The sequence below is a fragment of the uncultured Nostoc sp. genome (assembly GCF_937863485.1).
In the GTDB taxonomy this organism is placed as follows: domain Bacteria; phylum Cyanobacteriota; class Cyanobacteriia; order Cyanobacteriales; family Nostocaceae; genus Nostoc.
In genome coordinates, this window is record NZ_CALMFY010000088.1 from 77,430 (window position 1) to 93,595 (window position 16,166).

Annotated in this window: 14 protein-coding genes; 11 read left to right on the forward strand and 3 right to left on the reverse strand. The window is 41.3% G+C overall.

The window, feature by feature from the left end; translation table 11 throughout:
* Positions 1–55 precede the first annotated feature (55 nt).
* Entirely contained in the window at positions 56–1,903 is a 1,848-nt protein-coding gene (locus Q0541_RS11965) for an SUMF1/EgtB/PvdO family nonheme iron enzyme (RefSeq protein ID WP_298910261.1), read from the reverse strand.
* A 119-nt stretch (positions 1,904–2,022) separates the two neighbouring features.
* On the opposite strand from Q0541_RS11965, the gene Q0541_RS11970 reads away from it, so the two are divergent.
* The 4 genes from Q0541_RS11970 (at position 2,023) to Q0541_RS11985 (ending at position 3,646) form a co-directional block, all read left to right on the forward strand.
* Positions 2,023–2,235, forward strand: coding sequence for a DNA-binding domain-containing protein (locus Q0541_RS11970; RefSeq protein WP_298910263.1), 213 nt, complete (start codon positions 2,023–2,025; stop codon positions 2,233–2,235).
* A 196-nt stretch (positions 2,236–2,431) separates the two neighbouring features.
* A complete protein-coding gene (locus tag Q0541_RS11975) occupies positions 2,432–2,848 on the forward strand; it encodes a hypothetical protein (protein ID WP_298910265.1) in 417 nt (138 codons plus the stop codon).
* Positions 2,849–2,861: 13 nt separating this feature from the next.
* Positions 2,862–3,113, forward strand: coding sequence for a hypothetical protein (locus tag Q0541_RS11980; protein ID WP_298910267.1), 252 nt, complete (start codon positions 2,862–2,864; stop codon positions 3,111–3,113).
* 230 nt (positions 3,114–3,343) lie between these two features.
* Positions 3,344–3,646: a hypothetical protein gene (locus tag Q0541_RS11985; RefSeq protein ID WP_298910269.1), complete on the forward strand. Its 303-nt coding sequence runs from the start codon at positions 3,344–3,346 to the stop codon at positions 3,644–3,646.
* Between the two features lie 81 nt (positions 3,647–3,727).
* Here Q0541_RS11985 and Q0541_RS11990 read toward each other — a convergent pair whose 3' ends face one another.
* Both Q0541_RS11990 and Q0541_RS11995 read right to left on the reverse strand, forming a co-directional pair.
* Entirely contained in the window at positions 3,728–3,916 is a 189-nt protein-coding gene (locus Q0541_RS11990) for an HAD hydrolase family protein (protein WP_298910297.1), read from the reverse strand.
* A 12-nt stretch (positions 3,917–3,928) separates the two neighbouring features.
* Positions 3,929–4,432 carry an HAD family hydrolase gene (locus Q0541_RS11995; RefSeq protein WP_298910271.1) on the reverse strand — a complete coding sequence of 168 codons (504 nt, stop codon included), beginning with the start codon at positions 4,430–4,432 and terminating at the stop codon, positions 3,929–3,931.
* An 838-nt stretch (positions 4,433–5,270) separates the two neighbouring features.
* Between Q0541_RS11995 and Q0541_RS12000 the strand changes: the two genes are divergently transcribed.
* From Q0541_RS12000 to Q0541_RS12030, 7 genes are all read left to right on the forward strand, one after another.
* Entirely contained in the window at positions 5,271–6,338 is a 1,068-nt protein-coding gene (locus tag Q0541_RS12000) for a response regulator (protein WP_273763536.1), read from the forward strand.
* A 201-nt stretch (positions 6,339–6,539) separates the two neighbouring features.
* Positions 6,540–6,917 (forward strand): response regulator, encoded by a 378-nt coding sequence (locus Q0541_RS12005; RefSeq protein WP_298910278.1) that lies wholly within the window; start codon positions 6,540–6,542, stop codon positions 6,915–6,917.
* Positions 6,918–6,921: 4 nt separating this feature from the next.
* Complete coding sequence (locus Q0541_RS12010) at positions 6,922–7,419, forward strand: chemotaxis protein CheW (protein WP_298910280.1); 498 nt, start codon at positions 6,922–6,924, stop codon at positions 7,417–7,419.
* Positions 7,420–7,480: 61 nt separating this feature from the next.
* Entirely contained in the window at positions 7,481–10,309 is a 2,829-nt protein-coding gene (locus tag Q0541_RS12015) for a methyl-accepting chemotaxis protein (protein ID WP_298910283.1), read from the forward strand.
* A 348-nt stretch (positions 10,310–10,657) separates the two neighbouring features.
* The gene (locus Q0541_RS12020; protein ID WP_298910285.1) at positions 10,658–13,693 is read left to right on the forward strand and encodes a hybrid sensor histidine kinase/response regulator; all 3,036 of its coding nucleotides are present in this window, start codon (positions 10,658–10,660) and stop codon (positions 13,691–13,693) included.
* 241 nt (positions 13,694–13,934) lie between these two features.
* The gene (locus Q0541_RS12025; protein ID WP_298910288.1) at positions 13,935–14,375 is read left to right on the forward strand and encodes a hypothetical protein; all 441 of its coding nucleotides are present in this window, start codon (positions 13,935–13,937) and stop codon (positions 14,373–14,375) included.
* Between the two features lie 72 nt (positions 14,376–14,447).
* Positions 14,448–16,166, forward strand: a 1,719-nt coding sequence (locus tag Q0541_RS12030) for an NACHT domain-containing protein (protein WP_298910291.1), incomplete at its 3' end; no start/stop codon positions are given.

The following is a 16,166-nucleotide window of genomic DNA, read 5'->3' on the forward strand; positions in this document are numbered from 1 at the left end:
CAAAAAGGATAAAGAAAAATAAGAGCAAAGGACAAAAGAACTAAAGTGTAAAGCGCTAAAGAGTTCTCCCAACCGCGCAGACAACACGAAAACCAATATCGTAGTTGAAGTAGTCGCGCACCGCCCTAAGGTAGCTGTAGCGGGACGCAGAACGGCAGAGTTCAGGATTGCTGAACCAGGAACCGCCCCGCAGTATTTGATATTGATTATTATTATCTATCCACGCACTTCCATCTCTAGGCGCTCCTTTATAGCTGTCATGCCAACTATCTTGACACCACTCCCAGACATTCCCGTGCATATCGTACAATCCAAAGGCGTTGGGTGGAAAACTTCCTAACTCTATTGTTTCTCCACAATTTTTTCCTTTTGGTGCAGAAGCGTAAGTAGAATTTCCATTGTAGTTAGCTAACTCAGTCGTTATCGTCTCGCCAAAATGAAAGGGTGTATTTGTTCCTGCACGACAGGCATATTCCCATTCAGCTTCACTAGGTAGACGATATTGCTTGTTTGTATATTTCGAGAGGCGATCGCAAAACTCAACTGCATCGTACCAGGACACTCGCTCTACTGGTCGTTTATCTGCCTTGAAATAAGATGGGTCTGCTTTCAGGTAACGCTTAACTTTGGGTAGTGCTGCTAATCTTCTCCATTGCGTTTGGGTGACTGGATGTTTACCCATCAAGAATGATTGAACCGTCATTTCATGCTGAGGTTTTTCGTCATTATTTCCTTCCCCTGATGGTGAACCCATCAGGAATTTGCCACTGGGAATCGCAATCATTTCCAAGCTGACACCATTTCCTAAGTCTTCGGTGAAATATTGGGCTTCACTTCTGTCTCGTTTCACCTCTTGACCACTTGCATTTACCTTCACTATTTCAAACTGAAAAACCTGTAGTCCAGCTTTATGTCCTGTAGGTGCTGACTCAGAAACTACTGATCTATCTCGCCTTGGTAAAGTAATAACTTCAGTAATTTTTGGAGGCACAGAAGACTCTCCAAGTCGCTGGGCAATTCTAGAAAATGCCTCAATTGCTTGCATATCGGAACCCCTAGCAGCCACATTCACCCGAATCCATAACTGTCTGGCTAATTCCCACTCTCCTTTGACTTCCGCTTGATAAGCGTCAAGTTTCATCGTGGCAATATCATGGAGAGTGGCATAATCGGGCAACAAAATTAAGTGTAATTTGGTGGCTGGTTCGGCGATCGCATAGGGATATTGTGGAGTTTTCCGGTGCGTTTGATTGATTGTGGGAACTCTCCATTGTAAATATCGCTCCAGCCTTTCTACTGTGGCACAGTTTCCTTCACCTGCTATTTTCAACCCGTCTAACAACGCCTGGGTAAATGAGCCGTGTTGCAACTGCTCAATTTCATAAGACCTTTGACTGGGACTGCAAGAGTAAAAGGTGACTACTCCCTGATGTTCTTCACCAATACCCTCTCCTCGCCTGCTTCCTTCATCGCGGCAGGCATCTAAAAACAACACTACATTATCTGCTCCACTACGGCGCAATCTTTGGGTAACAAAATCAACAGGGATTGCCGTATGTTCTACATCCCCTGGATCGCTATCTATCAGCATAAGATAGTCACGGTCAGCTGACCGACAACCGTGACCAGCAAAGAAAAACCAGAGATTATCCCCTGGTGCTAATAGTGGGTTTTCAAAGTTTGCCCGTAAAAACCGCCGCAAGTTACCGTAAGTAGGCTGAGTGGGAATGGGTGGAGAAGTGGGAATTGCAATTGAATCCTCTGTAAACAGAAACACTCTATCAAACCGCACTTCCTTTTCAAACCAATCGCGCATAGCTTCGGCATCTAGTTTGGCGTAGTTTAGGTGTTGAAGATTGTTGTACTGGTTAATGCCGATCGCGATCGCCCAATTTTTAGCCATTTCTGCGTTGGTATTGACTAATATGTTCTTCCCTATTGCAAGTTTACGTGTTACTACTGAATAATAGTAATGCACTGTCATGCAGTTTATAGTCTAGAACTAAAAAATAATTGCCTGCCATGACCAAACCTCAAATTGTCGTCAGAATTCCCCCGTATCTTCTAGAAAAGCTTAACAACTACGCTCAACAGACTGGCACATCTAAAACTGAGGTAGTAGTTGGCGCTTTGGCGCACTATTTAGGATGTGTTGAAAATTTACCATTAAATCAAAGAGTTGCCGAACTGGAAGCGAGAACGGCGGTGCTAGAAGCTTTGGTAAAAGCTAGTTAAATCGGGAGCATCCCAAATGTGCAAAAACCTTGATAACCCTCATCCTCTAACCCCTTCTCCCATGTTTGGGAGAAGGGGAACTAGAGTCATTTCCCCCCTCTCCCAAACATGGGAGAGGGGCTGGGGGTGAGGGAAAAGAGTTAAGCAAAATTGGAATGTTCCCGTTAAATCAAGAATAATTTCAATAATAAAATTTATGTCAGCAGAAAATTCCACCCCAAAAGCCATCTGGATTATTACCGAAGAAACGGCTGAAACATCAAGTACCACCAATGAAACATTCAGAAATATTGGAGCAAGAAGCAGTGGAGATAGAGGAGGACGACTCGGAGTTGAAACCACTGAAGAAATAGTTGTGAGCCGAAAAAAAGACGAAATAGTAATTACTAGACACAAGGTAGAGGTAACTAAACTCAAGCAAGAAATGAAGGGGTTTCTGGAAGCAATGCGGGAAATGCTTGATGAAGCTGACCAACCCGATTCTAAGATGCAGCTTAACGAGGTGGAACTCTCAGTAGAAGTCAATGGCGAAGGACAAATCAGTTTGTTCGGGATTGGTGGTGGTAAAGCCGGGGGAAAAGGAGCGATGACTTTTAAATTCAAGCGGAAATAATTGGGACTTGAATATGGGTAGGAATTGGGCGATTGTTATTGGGATTAATCACTATGAGAATCTGCGTAGGCGTAGCCCGCCGCAGGCATCGCTAAACTTTGCCAAGCGAGATGCTTCTGCGATCGCAACTTGGTTTCAACAAGAAGCCAAGTTTAATCAAGTTTTCCTCTTCACTGATGATTCTCCCGCAATTGCAGCCAATTCACCAATTCCCAATCAGGAGAAAAGTATCGAGACAAAAGTGCAGGATCACAACACGCAGTAGCGAATTCTATTCGCCTAATACTTTTCTTGAGTCTTGCTAGGCATACTAGGGTATAACCCATGTCAGGACAGGTTTCGACCTTTATAACTTTTCAAAAATAAAATAGAAATCTTAGTACTAGTGACAAAAGTAACTATTTAAACATGACTTTGTATACAGGCGTGTACCTGATTATTCTGAGTAAATTGAGAATGTACAAATCAAGTAATACAAGGCAGATTAAAGGATATATGAACCACTTTAAATCTATTCTTCTTGGAGGCTTATTAGCAGTTGCTTCAATTGCTGCTCTTTCTCAAAATGCTAATGCTGCTGAATTTAAATCTGAGCATGATCATTTGAATCGTAATACTGTAGCTTTTAATAATAGTAAACTCAAACTCCAACACGAACGTCAAGTTCGTGAACAACGCGCTCGTGAATTACGTGAACGTCAAGCTCGTGAACAACGCGCTCGTGAATTGCGTGAACGTCAAGCTCGTGAACAACACGCTCGTGAATTGCGTGAACGTCAAGCGAGACTTCATCACTAAGAAAAGAAATTTTAACTCACTCATATTACGTTAGGAGAGTAGCAACACTCTCCTTTTTTTATTTATATAAACCTGCTCAAATTAATGCCCAAATTCAGCTAAATCTGAGGTGATGAGTTTTTCAATTAGTTCTATAACACTATCTCCACGACTACCATTAGTCACAAAATCCACACGCTCTTTGAGCGTTGGTAAAGCATTCGCAACTGCTACTGAATAACCACAAAAATTGAGGAAATCATGGTCATTTTCTGCATCGCCAATCCCGATTACATTTTCAGGTCATAACTGCATCTCATCCAAGGCGGCGGCTAACCCTGTGGCTTTATTAATTACTGACGGTAGCACCATTATTGCACCTTTATTCAATATGACTTGTAATTCTAATCCCATCTGGCGGATAGTTTTTAAAACTATGGTTTCTTGGGGATGCAAAGTGGCAACAATTACACGACCAACTGACAGGGAATTGACTTGGCGATCGCACAATGCGTTAATAAATTCTGCAGGTGGTTGAGAACCTAATAGTTTCTCCTGACGGGTGGTTGGTGAGTACAGCAAAGCGCCGTTTTCTGCTACTACATAATCAAATAAATCTACATCTCTAAAAACTTGCAGCAATTCATCTAGTTGTCTACCTGTCACCAAGATAAGTTTGTAACCAAAATTCCGCAGACGTGAAAGTGCTGCCAAAGTATTTTCATTTACATGATTATCAGTTGCTAGTGTACCGTCGTAGTCAGTGGCCAATACAGAATAACGCATAAAGCCAGTAAATAAATACACAAAATATTCAGCAATTATACATCTAATACCTAATCTAGAGGTGTGGCGATGTCTACGACGGGCTATGACGCTCTCTTACGAGACGCTGCGCGTAGCATCTCCCCTTCTCCCAAAGGGAGAGGCTAACGCCTGCCGTACGATGCCCAAAGGGCTGTAGGGAGAAGAGAACGCTTTACGCAACTCTACAAGACGCTCTTGCTAGCAAGATCCCCGTAGGGGAATGCTATCGGCGTCGCACTCACACAACATCCACAGTAGGAATAAACTGGCGATCGCACAAGTTTTTTGGACAACTAGAACAATTCACCTGGAGACTTGGTTAATTTCACGCCTTTTTCTGGTATTGTCATTAGCCCTTCTAAATTATGTTTTATTTTTGTTAAAAAAATCAGTATTATTGCTGTGGTCAAATTGAAGTTATTCAATGCAAAGTGGCTTCATCTAGCCCTTGGCTAGTTAAAGACTAGATTTTACTTAAGTGTAAATACAGAAGTTCAAATGTATTACCGCCAATAAAATCGGTATTATTCCTGTGGTCAGATAGGGGTTACTCAATGGAAAGTGGCTTCATCTACTCTTGACATTCTTATGTCTTATTCTCCAAAGATGTCTGTAAATCTCGGTAACAGGTAGTAAATTAATAAGAATTTACGAATTTACTGAGATTTGATCATTTGAAAATAACGCTGTTGTCGTTGAGTTTCTACCACAATCCCTAAATATAAACTGATGTACTTTAAAATACAAAGGTTTGATTCTTTTTACTTAATTGCAATTGTGGAATAACTCTGCACAAATTTAGCTTACACCTATCGAATTTAGCTGAAGTAAAAGTAAAATGAGCACAACTCCTATAGGTAGCTACAGGTTATTCCAGAAACTACATCCGCTATCTTTGTTGGCACAATTAACCAGTCGGCGTGCTACAGGCTGCTTAAATATATTTACTGAAATAGTTTCTTGGTCAATCTATCTAGAGGACGGGAAACTTACTTATGCCTCCTATTCAGATAAACTATTTGAGCGCCTTGACAGTCACTTGCGACGCTTGAGCCAGCAAATTCCTGCTCTCAACAGCGCTACTCGCGTGCAGATGCGGCTGATGTTTGAGACGAAGAATGAACATCAATCAATACCAAATGCGGATTACCAAGCTATTTGTTGGTTAGTAAATCAGGACTATATCACCTCTGTGCAAGCAGCAAGGCTGATAGACGAATTGGCAAAAGAAGTACTGGAATCATTTCTATGCTTAAAAGAAGGTAGCTATGAATTCAGTCCTGAAAGCTCTTTGGATGAACTACCAAAGTTCTGTTGCTTGGATTTGCGGTTACTTGTTGAACACTGTCAAAAGCAGTTACGAAATCGGCAAAATATCCAGTCATCAATTCCGGCTGGTAGAGGTTCTCAAGTTTTATCTAAAATACAACCGTCTCAAGTTCAGCCACAACTGCAAATAAAACTTGGGCAAAAATTGCCAATACAAATCAATTTTGATATTCCTGAGGATAATAAAACTACTCAGCCAACTGTTGGCAAAAAACTATATACAATTGCCTGTATCGATGATAGCCAAACAGTTTTGAATTCCATCAAACACTTTTTGGATGAAAACACCTTTTCAGTTGTGATGATTAATGATCCAGTAAAAGCTTTAATGCAAATTCTCCGGAGTAAGCCCGATCTGATTTTGCTAGATGTTGAGATGCCAAGTTTAGATGGCTACGAGCTATGTTCCTTATTACGGAAACATTCGGCTTTTAAAAATACACCGATCATTATGGTGACTGGTAGAACAGGATTTATCGACAGGGCAAAGGCTAAGTTAGTCAGATCATCAGGATATTTGACTAAGCCTTTTACACAATCAGAATTGCTAAAAATGGTTTTTAAGCATCTTGGTTAATTTAGTAGTCAGAATTCCGGAGTCAGAAGAAATGAGACAACCAGCAAAGACATTTCAAGACTTGATATTTGGCAGGAAACACATCCATTTATTTTATGATTATATCGATTTTCTAAAATTGGCATGTTCATTCTAAATTTTGACTCCTGAATTCTTATACCAAATTTAATCGCCTTAAGTTACTTTTTAGGAGATTTAATAGTGAGTCTGACTTTACTTGGCACAATTCTGATTGTAGAAGATTCTCCCAGCGAATTGGAATTAATGAGCCATTATCTTAAAGAGAGTGGTTACAACGTAATTAAAGCTTCTGGTGCAAAAGAAGCTTTAGAAAAAGCTGTGTTAGAAAAACCAGACGCGATCGTTACTGATGTAGTAATGCCCGAAATGAGTGGATTTGAATTGTGTCGTTCTCTAAGAAGAAATCCGATTACTGCAAAAGTGCCGATTGTAATTTGTAGTTCCAAAAATCAAGAAATTGACCGTTTGTGGGCAATGAAACAAGGTGCAGATGCCTATATAACTAAACCTTACACCCGCGAACAACTCCTCCGTACTATTAAATCAGTGGTAATTTGAATCAATGACTAGTACAAACATTACACTTCCTTCCAAACCAATCCAAAATAATTTAGCAGATGGTTATCTAAAATTTCAGTTAAATCAACAGACTACTGCTGTTTTATCAATGAAACATACGCAAGAAGCAATCATTGTACCTATTGAATCTATCACCTCTATACCTAATATGCCCCCCTGCATATTAGGATTAATGAATTGGCGGAGTCGGATAAATTGGGTAGTTGATTTGCCAAGAATGCTCAATTTAGAATCTCTAGATTATCGACTGCGACAGTACAATGCGATCATTATTCGGGTGGAATCATTGGTGTTGGGCTTAGTTGTCCAAGAAATAAAAGGTACAACTAAGTTCGCAGCTGATGCTATTCATTCTCCTATAGGACAAGTGGCATCCAGTTTAGTTCCTTATTTATGTGGGTGCGTTGTGCAACAGGAAGAAATATTACTGGTACTAGATGCACAGGCGATTGTGCAGTCTTCTATTCTCCGTAGTGATTAGAGTGTACTACTAAAAAAAGATTTTTAGTATTCTTATTCACGTACTTAGGAGAACTACTTTTATGTTTAATAAAACCAACACGAATCAAAGTAGTGGCGCTCAAAATCGAGCATCGCTGATTTCATCCCAAAAAATCACTGGTAGTGTAGTAAAACTACCAAGTAAGCTTACTACTGAAACGGCTAATAATTCTTCCCTAAATCAGGCTATTGCCTCTTTTACAAAGCTGGGATTGATTAAGAAAGCGACTATTTTGGCGATCGCAATCGGTACAATACCAGTATTGGGCATAGGCGCGATCGCTTTTAGCTTTGCCAACAAGTCGATTACTAAGCAAATTACTCAATCTCAACAAGCCGAAGCCACTGGCTTAAGTGATAAAGTTAACCGTTTTATGTTGGGACGCTACGGTGATATTCAGGTAATATCAAGTTTGCCTTTTTTGACAAATTCCCAAGCTAGTGCCGGTATCACCACTCAAGAAAAACAAGCAGTCCTAGATCGCGTTGTCGAAGCCTACAAAGCTTATGACAGTATTGCTGTCTTTGATCGCCAAGGTAACTTGATTGTGCAATCCACAGGCGAACCCCTGGAAAACCAAAAAGACAGTAGCTATTTTCAAGACGCTTTACAAAAAGATACTCCTGTAATCAGCAAACCTGAAGCAGCAAAAAATACAGGTAAAGTGGGTATTTATATAGCTGCACCTGTGAAAGAGACAAGCACGGGCCAAACTATTGGCGTGGTACAAGCACGTATGCCCGTAAAATCTTTAGAGGAAGTCATCAAAAACTACGTAGCCAATGGACAACAATACTATTTGCTCGATGCTTCGGGAACAGTTTTCTTGAGTCCACAACAGAAATTATTGGGGAAACAGGCAAAGGGAGAGTATTCTAGTTTAGCTAAACTCCTTGCAGCCAAAAAGGTAGATAGTTTTATAGAAGTTCCCAAAACTCACAAAAAACAAGAACTAGTCAGCTACGTACCAGCCAGTAAGTTAGACGGCTTGCCAGATTTAAACTGGCAAGTACTTTTATCCACAGATACAGCAATTTTATTTGAGCCGCAAAGACAATTGTTGTGGATTATAGCCATTGGTACAGCACTGACAGCATTGATTGTGGCTGCGATCGCATCTCGGTTAGCTAAACTTACTACACAGCCAATTATCAATGCGACTGCGGCATTAGCAAAGCTTGGTCAAGGTAAATTCAATACCCGTTTGGAAATTGAAACAGAAGACGAATTAGGGGTATTGAGTGCAAATATCAACCAGATGGCCGAACAATTGCAGGTCTTAGTTAAGGAACAAGAACTGGACGTTGAAGGCGTAAAATTATTAGCAGATATTACCCGACAAATTCGGAGAACTCTCAAAACCGAAGATATTTATGACGCAGCAGTAAAAGAAGTTCAGCGATCGCTAAAAACAGACCGGGTAATCATTTATAGTCTGAATCCAGATACTTGGGATGGCATCGTCGTTGCGGAATCGGTAACTGGTAATTGGCCAGAAATGATCGGAGTGCAAATCGACGACCCCTATTTTCGGGAACGTTATCTAGAAACTTCTGATGATAGCCGGGTGCAAGCAGTTGCTAACATTCATCAAGACCAAAGCTTGAAAAATGCCAATGGTTACATTCAACTGTTGGAAAAATTTGCTGTCAAAGGTCATTTGATTGTACCGATTCTTGCCCAAGAGCAACTTCTCGGCTTATTAATTGCTCATCATTGCGAAACTCCTCGTGTTTGGCAACAGCCGGAAATTGACTTGTTTCAACAGATAGCAACTCAAATTGGCTATGCCTTGGAACAAGCCAAGTTGTTAGAGGAGATAGAACAAGCTAGGAATGTTGCAGTAATCGGTTCTGACGACGAACGGCATCAAAAAGAAACACTGCAACAGCAACTTTTAGAACTGCTCAACGACGTAGAAAGTGCAGCCAGAGGCGACTTGACAGTGCGTGCAGACGTGACCTCTGGGGAAATAGGCACTGTTGCCGACTTTTTCAACTCCATTGTGGAAAGTCTCCGGGATATTGTTACCCAAGTTCAACAGGCTGCTACCTACGTGAATACTGCTATTGGCTCTAACGAAGGAGCCATCCGCCACTTAGCAGAGGAAGCACTCACCCAAGCTGTCGAAATCAACCGCACCCTCGATGCTGTTGATGGAATGACCCAATCCATGCAAGTCGTAGCCGAAAGTGCCGAAAAAGCTGCTTTCATTGCCAACCACGCCGCCCACACCGCCACTCAGAGTGGACACGCAATGGATTTGACAGTACAAAACATCCTCTCTTTGCGGGAAACTGTGGGTGAAACTGCAAAAAAAGTGAAACGCCTTGGAGAATCTTCCCAACAAATTTCTCACGTGGTGTCCTTGATTAAGCAAATCGCCATCCAAACCAACTTGCTTGCCATCAACGCCGGTATTGAAGCAGCGCGTGCAGGTGAAGAAGGTCAAGGTTTTGCCGTAGTTGCTGAAGAAGTCGGCGAATTAGCAGTCAGAAGTGCCGCTGCAACCCAAGAAATTGAACAAATTGTTGAAAATATCCAACGAGAAACCAGTGAAGTGGTGCAGGCGATGGAAATAGGAACCACCCAAGTGGTAGAAGGGACTCGAATTGTGGAGTCAGCTAAACAAAATCTGAGTCAAATTTTGGATGTATCGCATCAAATTGACTCCTTAGTGCAGTCAATTTCCACTGCAACTGCATCTCAGGTAGAAACATCGCAAAGTGTCACCCAATTGATGAAAGATATTGCGGCTGTATCACAACGCACCAGCGATTCTTCTCGCCAAGTTTCCGAATCTCTGCAACAAACTGTGGAGATTTCTCAACAATTGCAAGAGACTGTCGAGACTTTCAAAGTTAGTTAGTGGTCATCTGTCAGTTGTTTGGTTTTCACTACTTACTACTGACAAATGGCCGAATTTTAGATTTTAAATTTGGGATTTTGGAATTGTTGGCGGAGCCTCTCGTAGAGAAGATTCAAAATATAAAAATGTCTGGAGCAAGCGAATTTCAACATGAGAATAATTCTATTATCCAAAATCTAAAATTAAATGGCAAGCCTGTGAATTTAGGTATGGGTCAATCTAAAATCGTTCGACTGAAGCGTTCGCAAGAGCGTCTCTAAGAGTTGCCGTACCCCTACGGGGAAGCAAGCTACGCGTAGCGTTCCGCAGGAAAGTCTAAAATCCAAAATTTGACTATTAACAAAAACTATGCTGCAAGACAAAGAACTAGAAATCCAGATGCAGTTTCTGGAAGAAGCAACTGATTACTTAAATATTCTGGAAGGAGTATTACTGGAAATCGATACTACTAACCGGATCGATTTGGATAAAATCAATGCTGCACTCCGGGCTGCTCATTCTATCAAAGGTGGTGCGGGGATGATGGGATTTAGATCGCTAAGTGATTTATCTCACCGTTTAGAAGATTCCTTTAAAGTTTTAAAAACTAAAAAAAATTCTCTAGAAATTGATACTCAGTTACAAAGTTTATTGCTATCTGGAGTTGACTGGCTGCGTCAGATTGTAGAATTGCTTGCTGAAGGAAATGTTGTTGAAGATCAGTGGTTAGTAACCTTTTGTTACCCAATTTTTGATCAGTTGCACGATCGCTTGGGCGACCCCACCCCTGAGGATGCCTCAACCATGCTATCCCCAGAAGATGGGCAAGACATTATCCCCTTGCTATTTGGCACAGAAGTAGAAGAGTGTTTGCAGCGCCTAGAATCTATATTGGCAGATAGTGAACAGCCTGGTTTGCATGAAGAAGTTGTGATCATGGCAACTGAATTGGGCGGTTTAGGGGAAATGCTCCAGTTGGCTGCTTTTACCAAGCTTTGTGAGTCAATAACGCAGCAATTAGAAATTGTTAGCAGTTCACGCATTCCAGAAATTGCCCAGTTAGCATTGCTTGCATGGCGGCGATCGCAAGCTTTGATCCTGACAAATCAATTAGATAACTTACCTACAGAAATTGAATTGGGTAGTTATACGCAATCACAGCCACTATTACAAGCAGAAGTAATACCACAGGTTATTGCTACAGATACAGAAGTAGTGTCAACATCGGTTTGGCAACCAGAAAACACTGGAGAAAATTGGATTAATCATGAAGCGTTGGTGCAGCCCACCGCAGGTATTGCTGCCAATTTTACATTTGTAGATGCAGAATTTGCCGATGATGTTAATGCTGTCAATGTCACAGAGCAAAATACAATATTTGCTAAAGAAAATAATCCTCCAGATGCCAGATTTGGCGAAGGCAAAGGAGAGCCAAACGGCGTTGGGAAAGAGCGGGAAATTCATGAAAATAGCGTTCGAGTTCCCAGCAAACAGCTAGAGCAAATTAATGATTTATTTAGTGAACTGATTGTTCAGCGGAATGGGTTAAACTCGCAACTAGAAAGATTAGGCAAACTCCTTCGTAACCTGAAGCAACGAGTACAAGTTCTCGACCAAGAAAACCAGGAGTTACGTACAGCCTACGACAAAATTTCTCCCCAAGCTGCCATGTCTTTTGGGGTGCAACCGCAAGCTGAAAATGGCCACCAAATACAAGGCACAGACAGAGAATTTGATCCCTTAGAAATGGATCGCTATAGCGATTTCAACCTGCGATCGCAGGAAGTTATGGAAACCATTGTTCAGGTACAGGAAGTCACAACTGATGTGCAACTCAGTGTAGATGATACAGACCAAATTGCTCGGAAACTAAACAAAACATCCAAACAGTTACAAACCAAACTAAATCACATCCGAATGCGGCCGCTGTCCGATTTAATCGAACGTTTTCCCAGAGCCTTGCGCGATTTAAATGTAGAGTATGGTAAAAATGTCCAGTTAAAAATTGAAGGTGGCAATACTTTAATTGAACGCAGCATTTTAGAAGCATTAAATGAACCTTTGATGCATCTGTTAAGGAACGCCTTCGATCATGGTATCGAAGACTCTACCACCCGCCGCCTTCTGGGTAAACCAGAACAAGGATTGATTGAAATTACAGCTACTCACCGCAGTAATCGTACCCTGATTACTATCCGTGATGATGGTTGGGGCATTTCTCTAGAGAAAATTCGCATCCGCGCCCTAGCTATGGGATTGGATGCTTCTCTACTCGCTAATGCTAGTGATGAAGAACTGTTATCACTAATTTTTGAACCAGGTTTTACCACCTGTGAGCAAGTCACAGCATTATCTGGCCGCGGTGTCGGTATGGATGTAGTTCGCAACAACCTCAAACTAATTCGAGGAGATGTCAAAGTTGATACGGAACCAGGAGTTGGTACTACCTTTACCCTATCAGTACCATTTACACTTTCTGTGGCGCGAGTTCTGCTGGTAGAAATCAACAAAATGCTATTGGCATTTCCCACAGATGTTATTTCAGAAATATCCTTACTCCAAGACGAGCGAGTTTTCCAAATGGCTGGTAGCGAAGTCCTAAATTGGCAAGGAACCATGCTACCACTGATTCGCCTGACTCCTTACTTAGAGTTTAATTGCCTGCGCTACGATATCTCAGAGTTAGAGACTCCGGCAGCGATTAATGCTAACAGTGTGTTAGTAGTCAAAGGGAATAATCAGCCAGTAGCAATCCAAATAGACCGTTGCTGGGGTGAACAAGAAGTTGCTATTCGCCAAGTCGAGGGAAATATACCTTTACCTGAAGGTTTCAGCAATTGTACGATTCTCGGTGATGGTCGAGTAGTGCCACTAGTTAATGTCAATGAGTTGCTGTATTGGATTGCTACGAATCGGCAGACTCCTAGAGGCACTCAATTACCATCAGCAAGGTTAAAGACACCGTTCCTGATATTTGATGAAGACAAAATATCAGCAGCGTCTATTAAGCAGAAAGGCACAATTTTAATCGTAGATGACTCGATTAATGTTCGCCGCTTTTTAGCCCTGACTCTTGAAAAAGGAGGGTATCAAGTAGAACAAGCTAAAGATGGTCAAGATGCTTTAGATAAACTCCATAGTGGATTGAGAGTTGAGGCAGTAATTTGTGATATCGAAATGCCTCGCCTAGATGGTTATGGCTTTTTAGGTAAGGTAAATTCAGACGTGGATACAAAAAATATTCCAGTTGCGATGCTGACTTCTCGTAGCAGCAATAAACATCGGCAATTAGCTATGCAATTGGGGGCGCGGGCTTACTTTTCTAAACCTTATAACGAGCAAGAATTACTCCAAACGCTGGAGGAAATAATTCGTAATGTTGCAGAAAAGGCAGCGTCTAATTAAAAATTGATAATTCATAATTAGGTTTCAAATATTTTCGTAGGGTGCGTTACGCCAAAGGCTAACGCACCGCTTGTTTTAACTTCTAATGCGTTGGCGACTAGAAGTCGCGGCTATACAAACAAAACCCACCTTCGTGGGTTAAAAAAACTGAGTTATATCAGTTATAATTGCCCAGCTTTTGCGTAATACTATTTGTGTCAATTGAAATAATTTCTATATTAACTCAATTTGTAGTGAATTTATGGTTACTGTAACACTGACGGCTGTTGCTACTGCGATCGCAACTACGCTTTGGACTAAAGCCCAGGAGAAAATCGGCGAAAATATTGGTGATGTTTTATCGACGGCTCCTGGTAAGTTAATAGAAAAGCTCCGCCAAAAGAATAAATCGCCATTACTCACCAGTGCTGTAGAGGGAAATGAACCGCAGCGTTTAGATTATGGTCAAGCAGTGCTGGAACTGAAAGCAGCAGCAGACGCAGATTCAGAAATTGCTCAAGCAGTTGTAGAGGTGGAAGCAGCAGCAAAAGCAGAACCAAAACTGACTCAAAAAATTCAAGAAATAGAAAATACCCTCAAGTCTCAACAGCCAACTATTCAAAATTTGACACAGCTAGCAGAAAAAATTGGGGTTGTAAATCAAGGACAGATAAATAACCAAACTAATAACATCACGTTTTGACTACAGTCGTCTCAAGGGGAGGATGGGACAAAGTTAACTCCTGCTCACTGGAGCAAAGTCTGCCGTGAATTGTTGGCAGAACGGCGAAAACTGACTACAAATCCTCTGACATCAACTGAGGGAGTAGCCCTGCAAGTTGATGATGTTTACGTGCCACTGGGATTAGTTGAGCGCAAAAAACAATCCAAGCATAAAGATAATGTTTCTCCAGAACAGAAGTCAGACAAGGCTCAGGGTGATATTTCTCCAGAACAGGGTTCAGAACTGTACAAGGAGATAGAAATCACCAAAATATTTGAGCATGATGCTTTTCTAGATGAAGTTCTCAAACAGAAGAACACGCCTAAAAGTAAAGGTAAGCGAATTGCGATTATTGGCGAACCAGGAGCAGGAAAGACAACACGATTACAGCAGATTGCTGATTGGGTATCTCGTGAGATTGACCAGTCCATTGTCATTTGGGTATCTTTAGCAGATTTGCGAGGTGAGGATCTAAAATCTTATCTGTTTAAGACTTGGTTGACTCAAGCTGCTGAAAAAACAGGAAAAGCTGAAGCCACTGAGCAACTGAAGAAAGATTTTGTTGCTCTATTTAATCAAAATAATGTCTGGCTGCTGCTAGATGGGTTAGATGAGATGTCCGCGTCTTCAGGTAATCCTCTAACAGAAATTGCACGGCAATTCCGTGAAGGAGGGTTAATTGCTCAAGCGCGAATTGTGCTGACTTGTCGAGTTAATCTGTGGGATGGCAGCATTAATGCACTTGATGATTTTGACACCTATCGCAGTTTAGATTTTTCTTATCCAGAACAGGTCGAGAGATTTATTGATAAATGGTTCAATAAAATTGAAATTCCCGAAACTGGGAAGCAGTTATGCACTGCGTTGAAAGAATCAGGTAAAGAACGGATTCAAGATTTAGTGAAAAATCCTTTGAGATTGACGCTGCTGTGCTTAAATTGGCAATCAGGAGATGGCAAATTACCCAATACTCAAGCGGGACTCTATCAGCAATTTGTTGATGACTTCTACAAGTGGAAAAAAGAGGAATTTGCTATAAATTCTCATCAGCGTCAGGAACTCAATGTCAAACTAGGGGAATTAGCTAGAAAAGCGATAGATAAAGAAGCAACCCGTTTTCGCTTGCGGCAGGATTTTGTTAAAGACTTCTTAGGAGATGCTGATGATGAAAATTCGCTGCTAAAATTGGCACTAAATCGCGGCTGGCTGAACTGTGTAGGCATAGATACAAATAGAAAACCTGTTTACGCTTTCTTTCATGCCTCATTTCAAGAGTACTTTGCTGCTATAGCAATTAATGATTGGGGCTTTTTCTTACCCCATAAGCACAAAAATAAACCTGTTAAAGGTGAGAGATATCGTATTTTTGAACCGCAGTGGAAGCAAACAATATTACTTTGGTTAGGACGAGAAGAAGAAAACCTAAAAGAGCAACAGCAGCAGTTTATCGATGCTTTAGTTAATTTTAAAGATGGATGTCGAAAATTTTATGAATATCGCGCCTATTTTTTAGCCACCGCAGGAATTGCAGAGTTTAGAGATTATTTCAGAGCAGATGAGATAGTAACACAAATTGCCAAGTGGACAATTGATAGTTTGAGTTCAATCAAAGAGGAAGCTAAGTCAGCACTACAACACACAGATCGTACAAAAGCGATCGCCGCCTTAGTGCAACTGCTGCAATCAACAACTGTGGATGACTCCACCCGTAAACTGGCAGCATCAAGCTTAGAGAAAATCGGCACAGGCAATGAAATTGCGATCGCCGCC

What these genes read in the sequence shown, in the direction of transcription:
- Q0541_RS11965 (WP_298910261.1), bottom strand. Translation starts at nt 1,903, where the DNA reads ATGGCTAAAAATTGGGCGATCGCGATCGGCATTAACCAGTACAACAAT.
- Q0541_RS11970 (WP_298910263.1), top strand. Translation starts at nt 2,023, where the DNA reads ATGACCAAACCTCAAATTGTCGTCAGAATTCCCCCGTATCTTCTAGAA.
- Q0541_RS11975 (WP_298910265.1), top strand. Translation starts at nt 2,432, where the DNA reads ATGTCAGCAGAAAATTCCACCCCAAAAGCCATCTGGATTATTACCGAA.
- Q0541_RS11980 (WP_298910267.1), top strand. Translation starts at nt 2,862, where the DNA reads ATGGGTAGGAATTGGGCGATTGTTATTGGGATTAATCACTATGAGAAT.
- Q0541_RS11985 (WP_298910269.1), top strand. Translation starts at nt 3,344, where the DNA reads ATGAACCACTTTAAATCTATTCTTCTTGGAGGCTTATTAGCAGTTGCT.
- Q0541_RS12000 (WP_273763536.1), top strand. Translation starts at nt 5,271, where the DNA reads ATGAGCACAACTCCTATAGGTAGCTACAGGTTATTCCAGAAACTACAT.
- Q0541_RS12010 (WP_298910280.1), top strand. Translation starts at nt 6,922, where the DNA reads ATGACTAGTACAAACATTACACTTCCTTCCAAACCAATCCAAAATAAT.
- Q0541_RS12015 (WP_298910283.1), top strand. Translation starts at nt 7,481, where the DNA reads ATGTTTAATAAAACCAACACGAATCAAAGTAGTGGCGCTCAAAATCGA.
- Q0541_RS12020 (WP_298910285.1), top strand. Translation starts at nt 10,658, where the DNA reads ATGCTGCAAGACAAAGAACTAGAAATCCAGATGCAGTTTCTGGAAGAA.
- Q0541_RS12025 (WP_298910288.1), top strand. Translation starts at nt 13,935, where the DNA reads ATGGTTACTGTAACACTGACGGCTGTTGCTACTGCGATCGCAACTACG.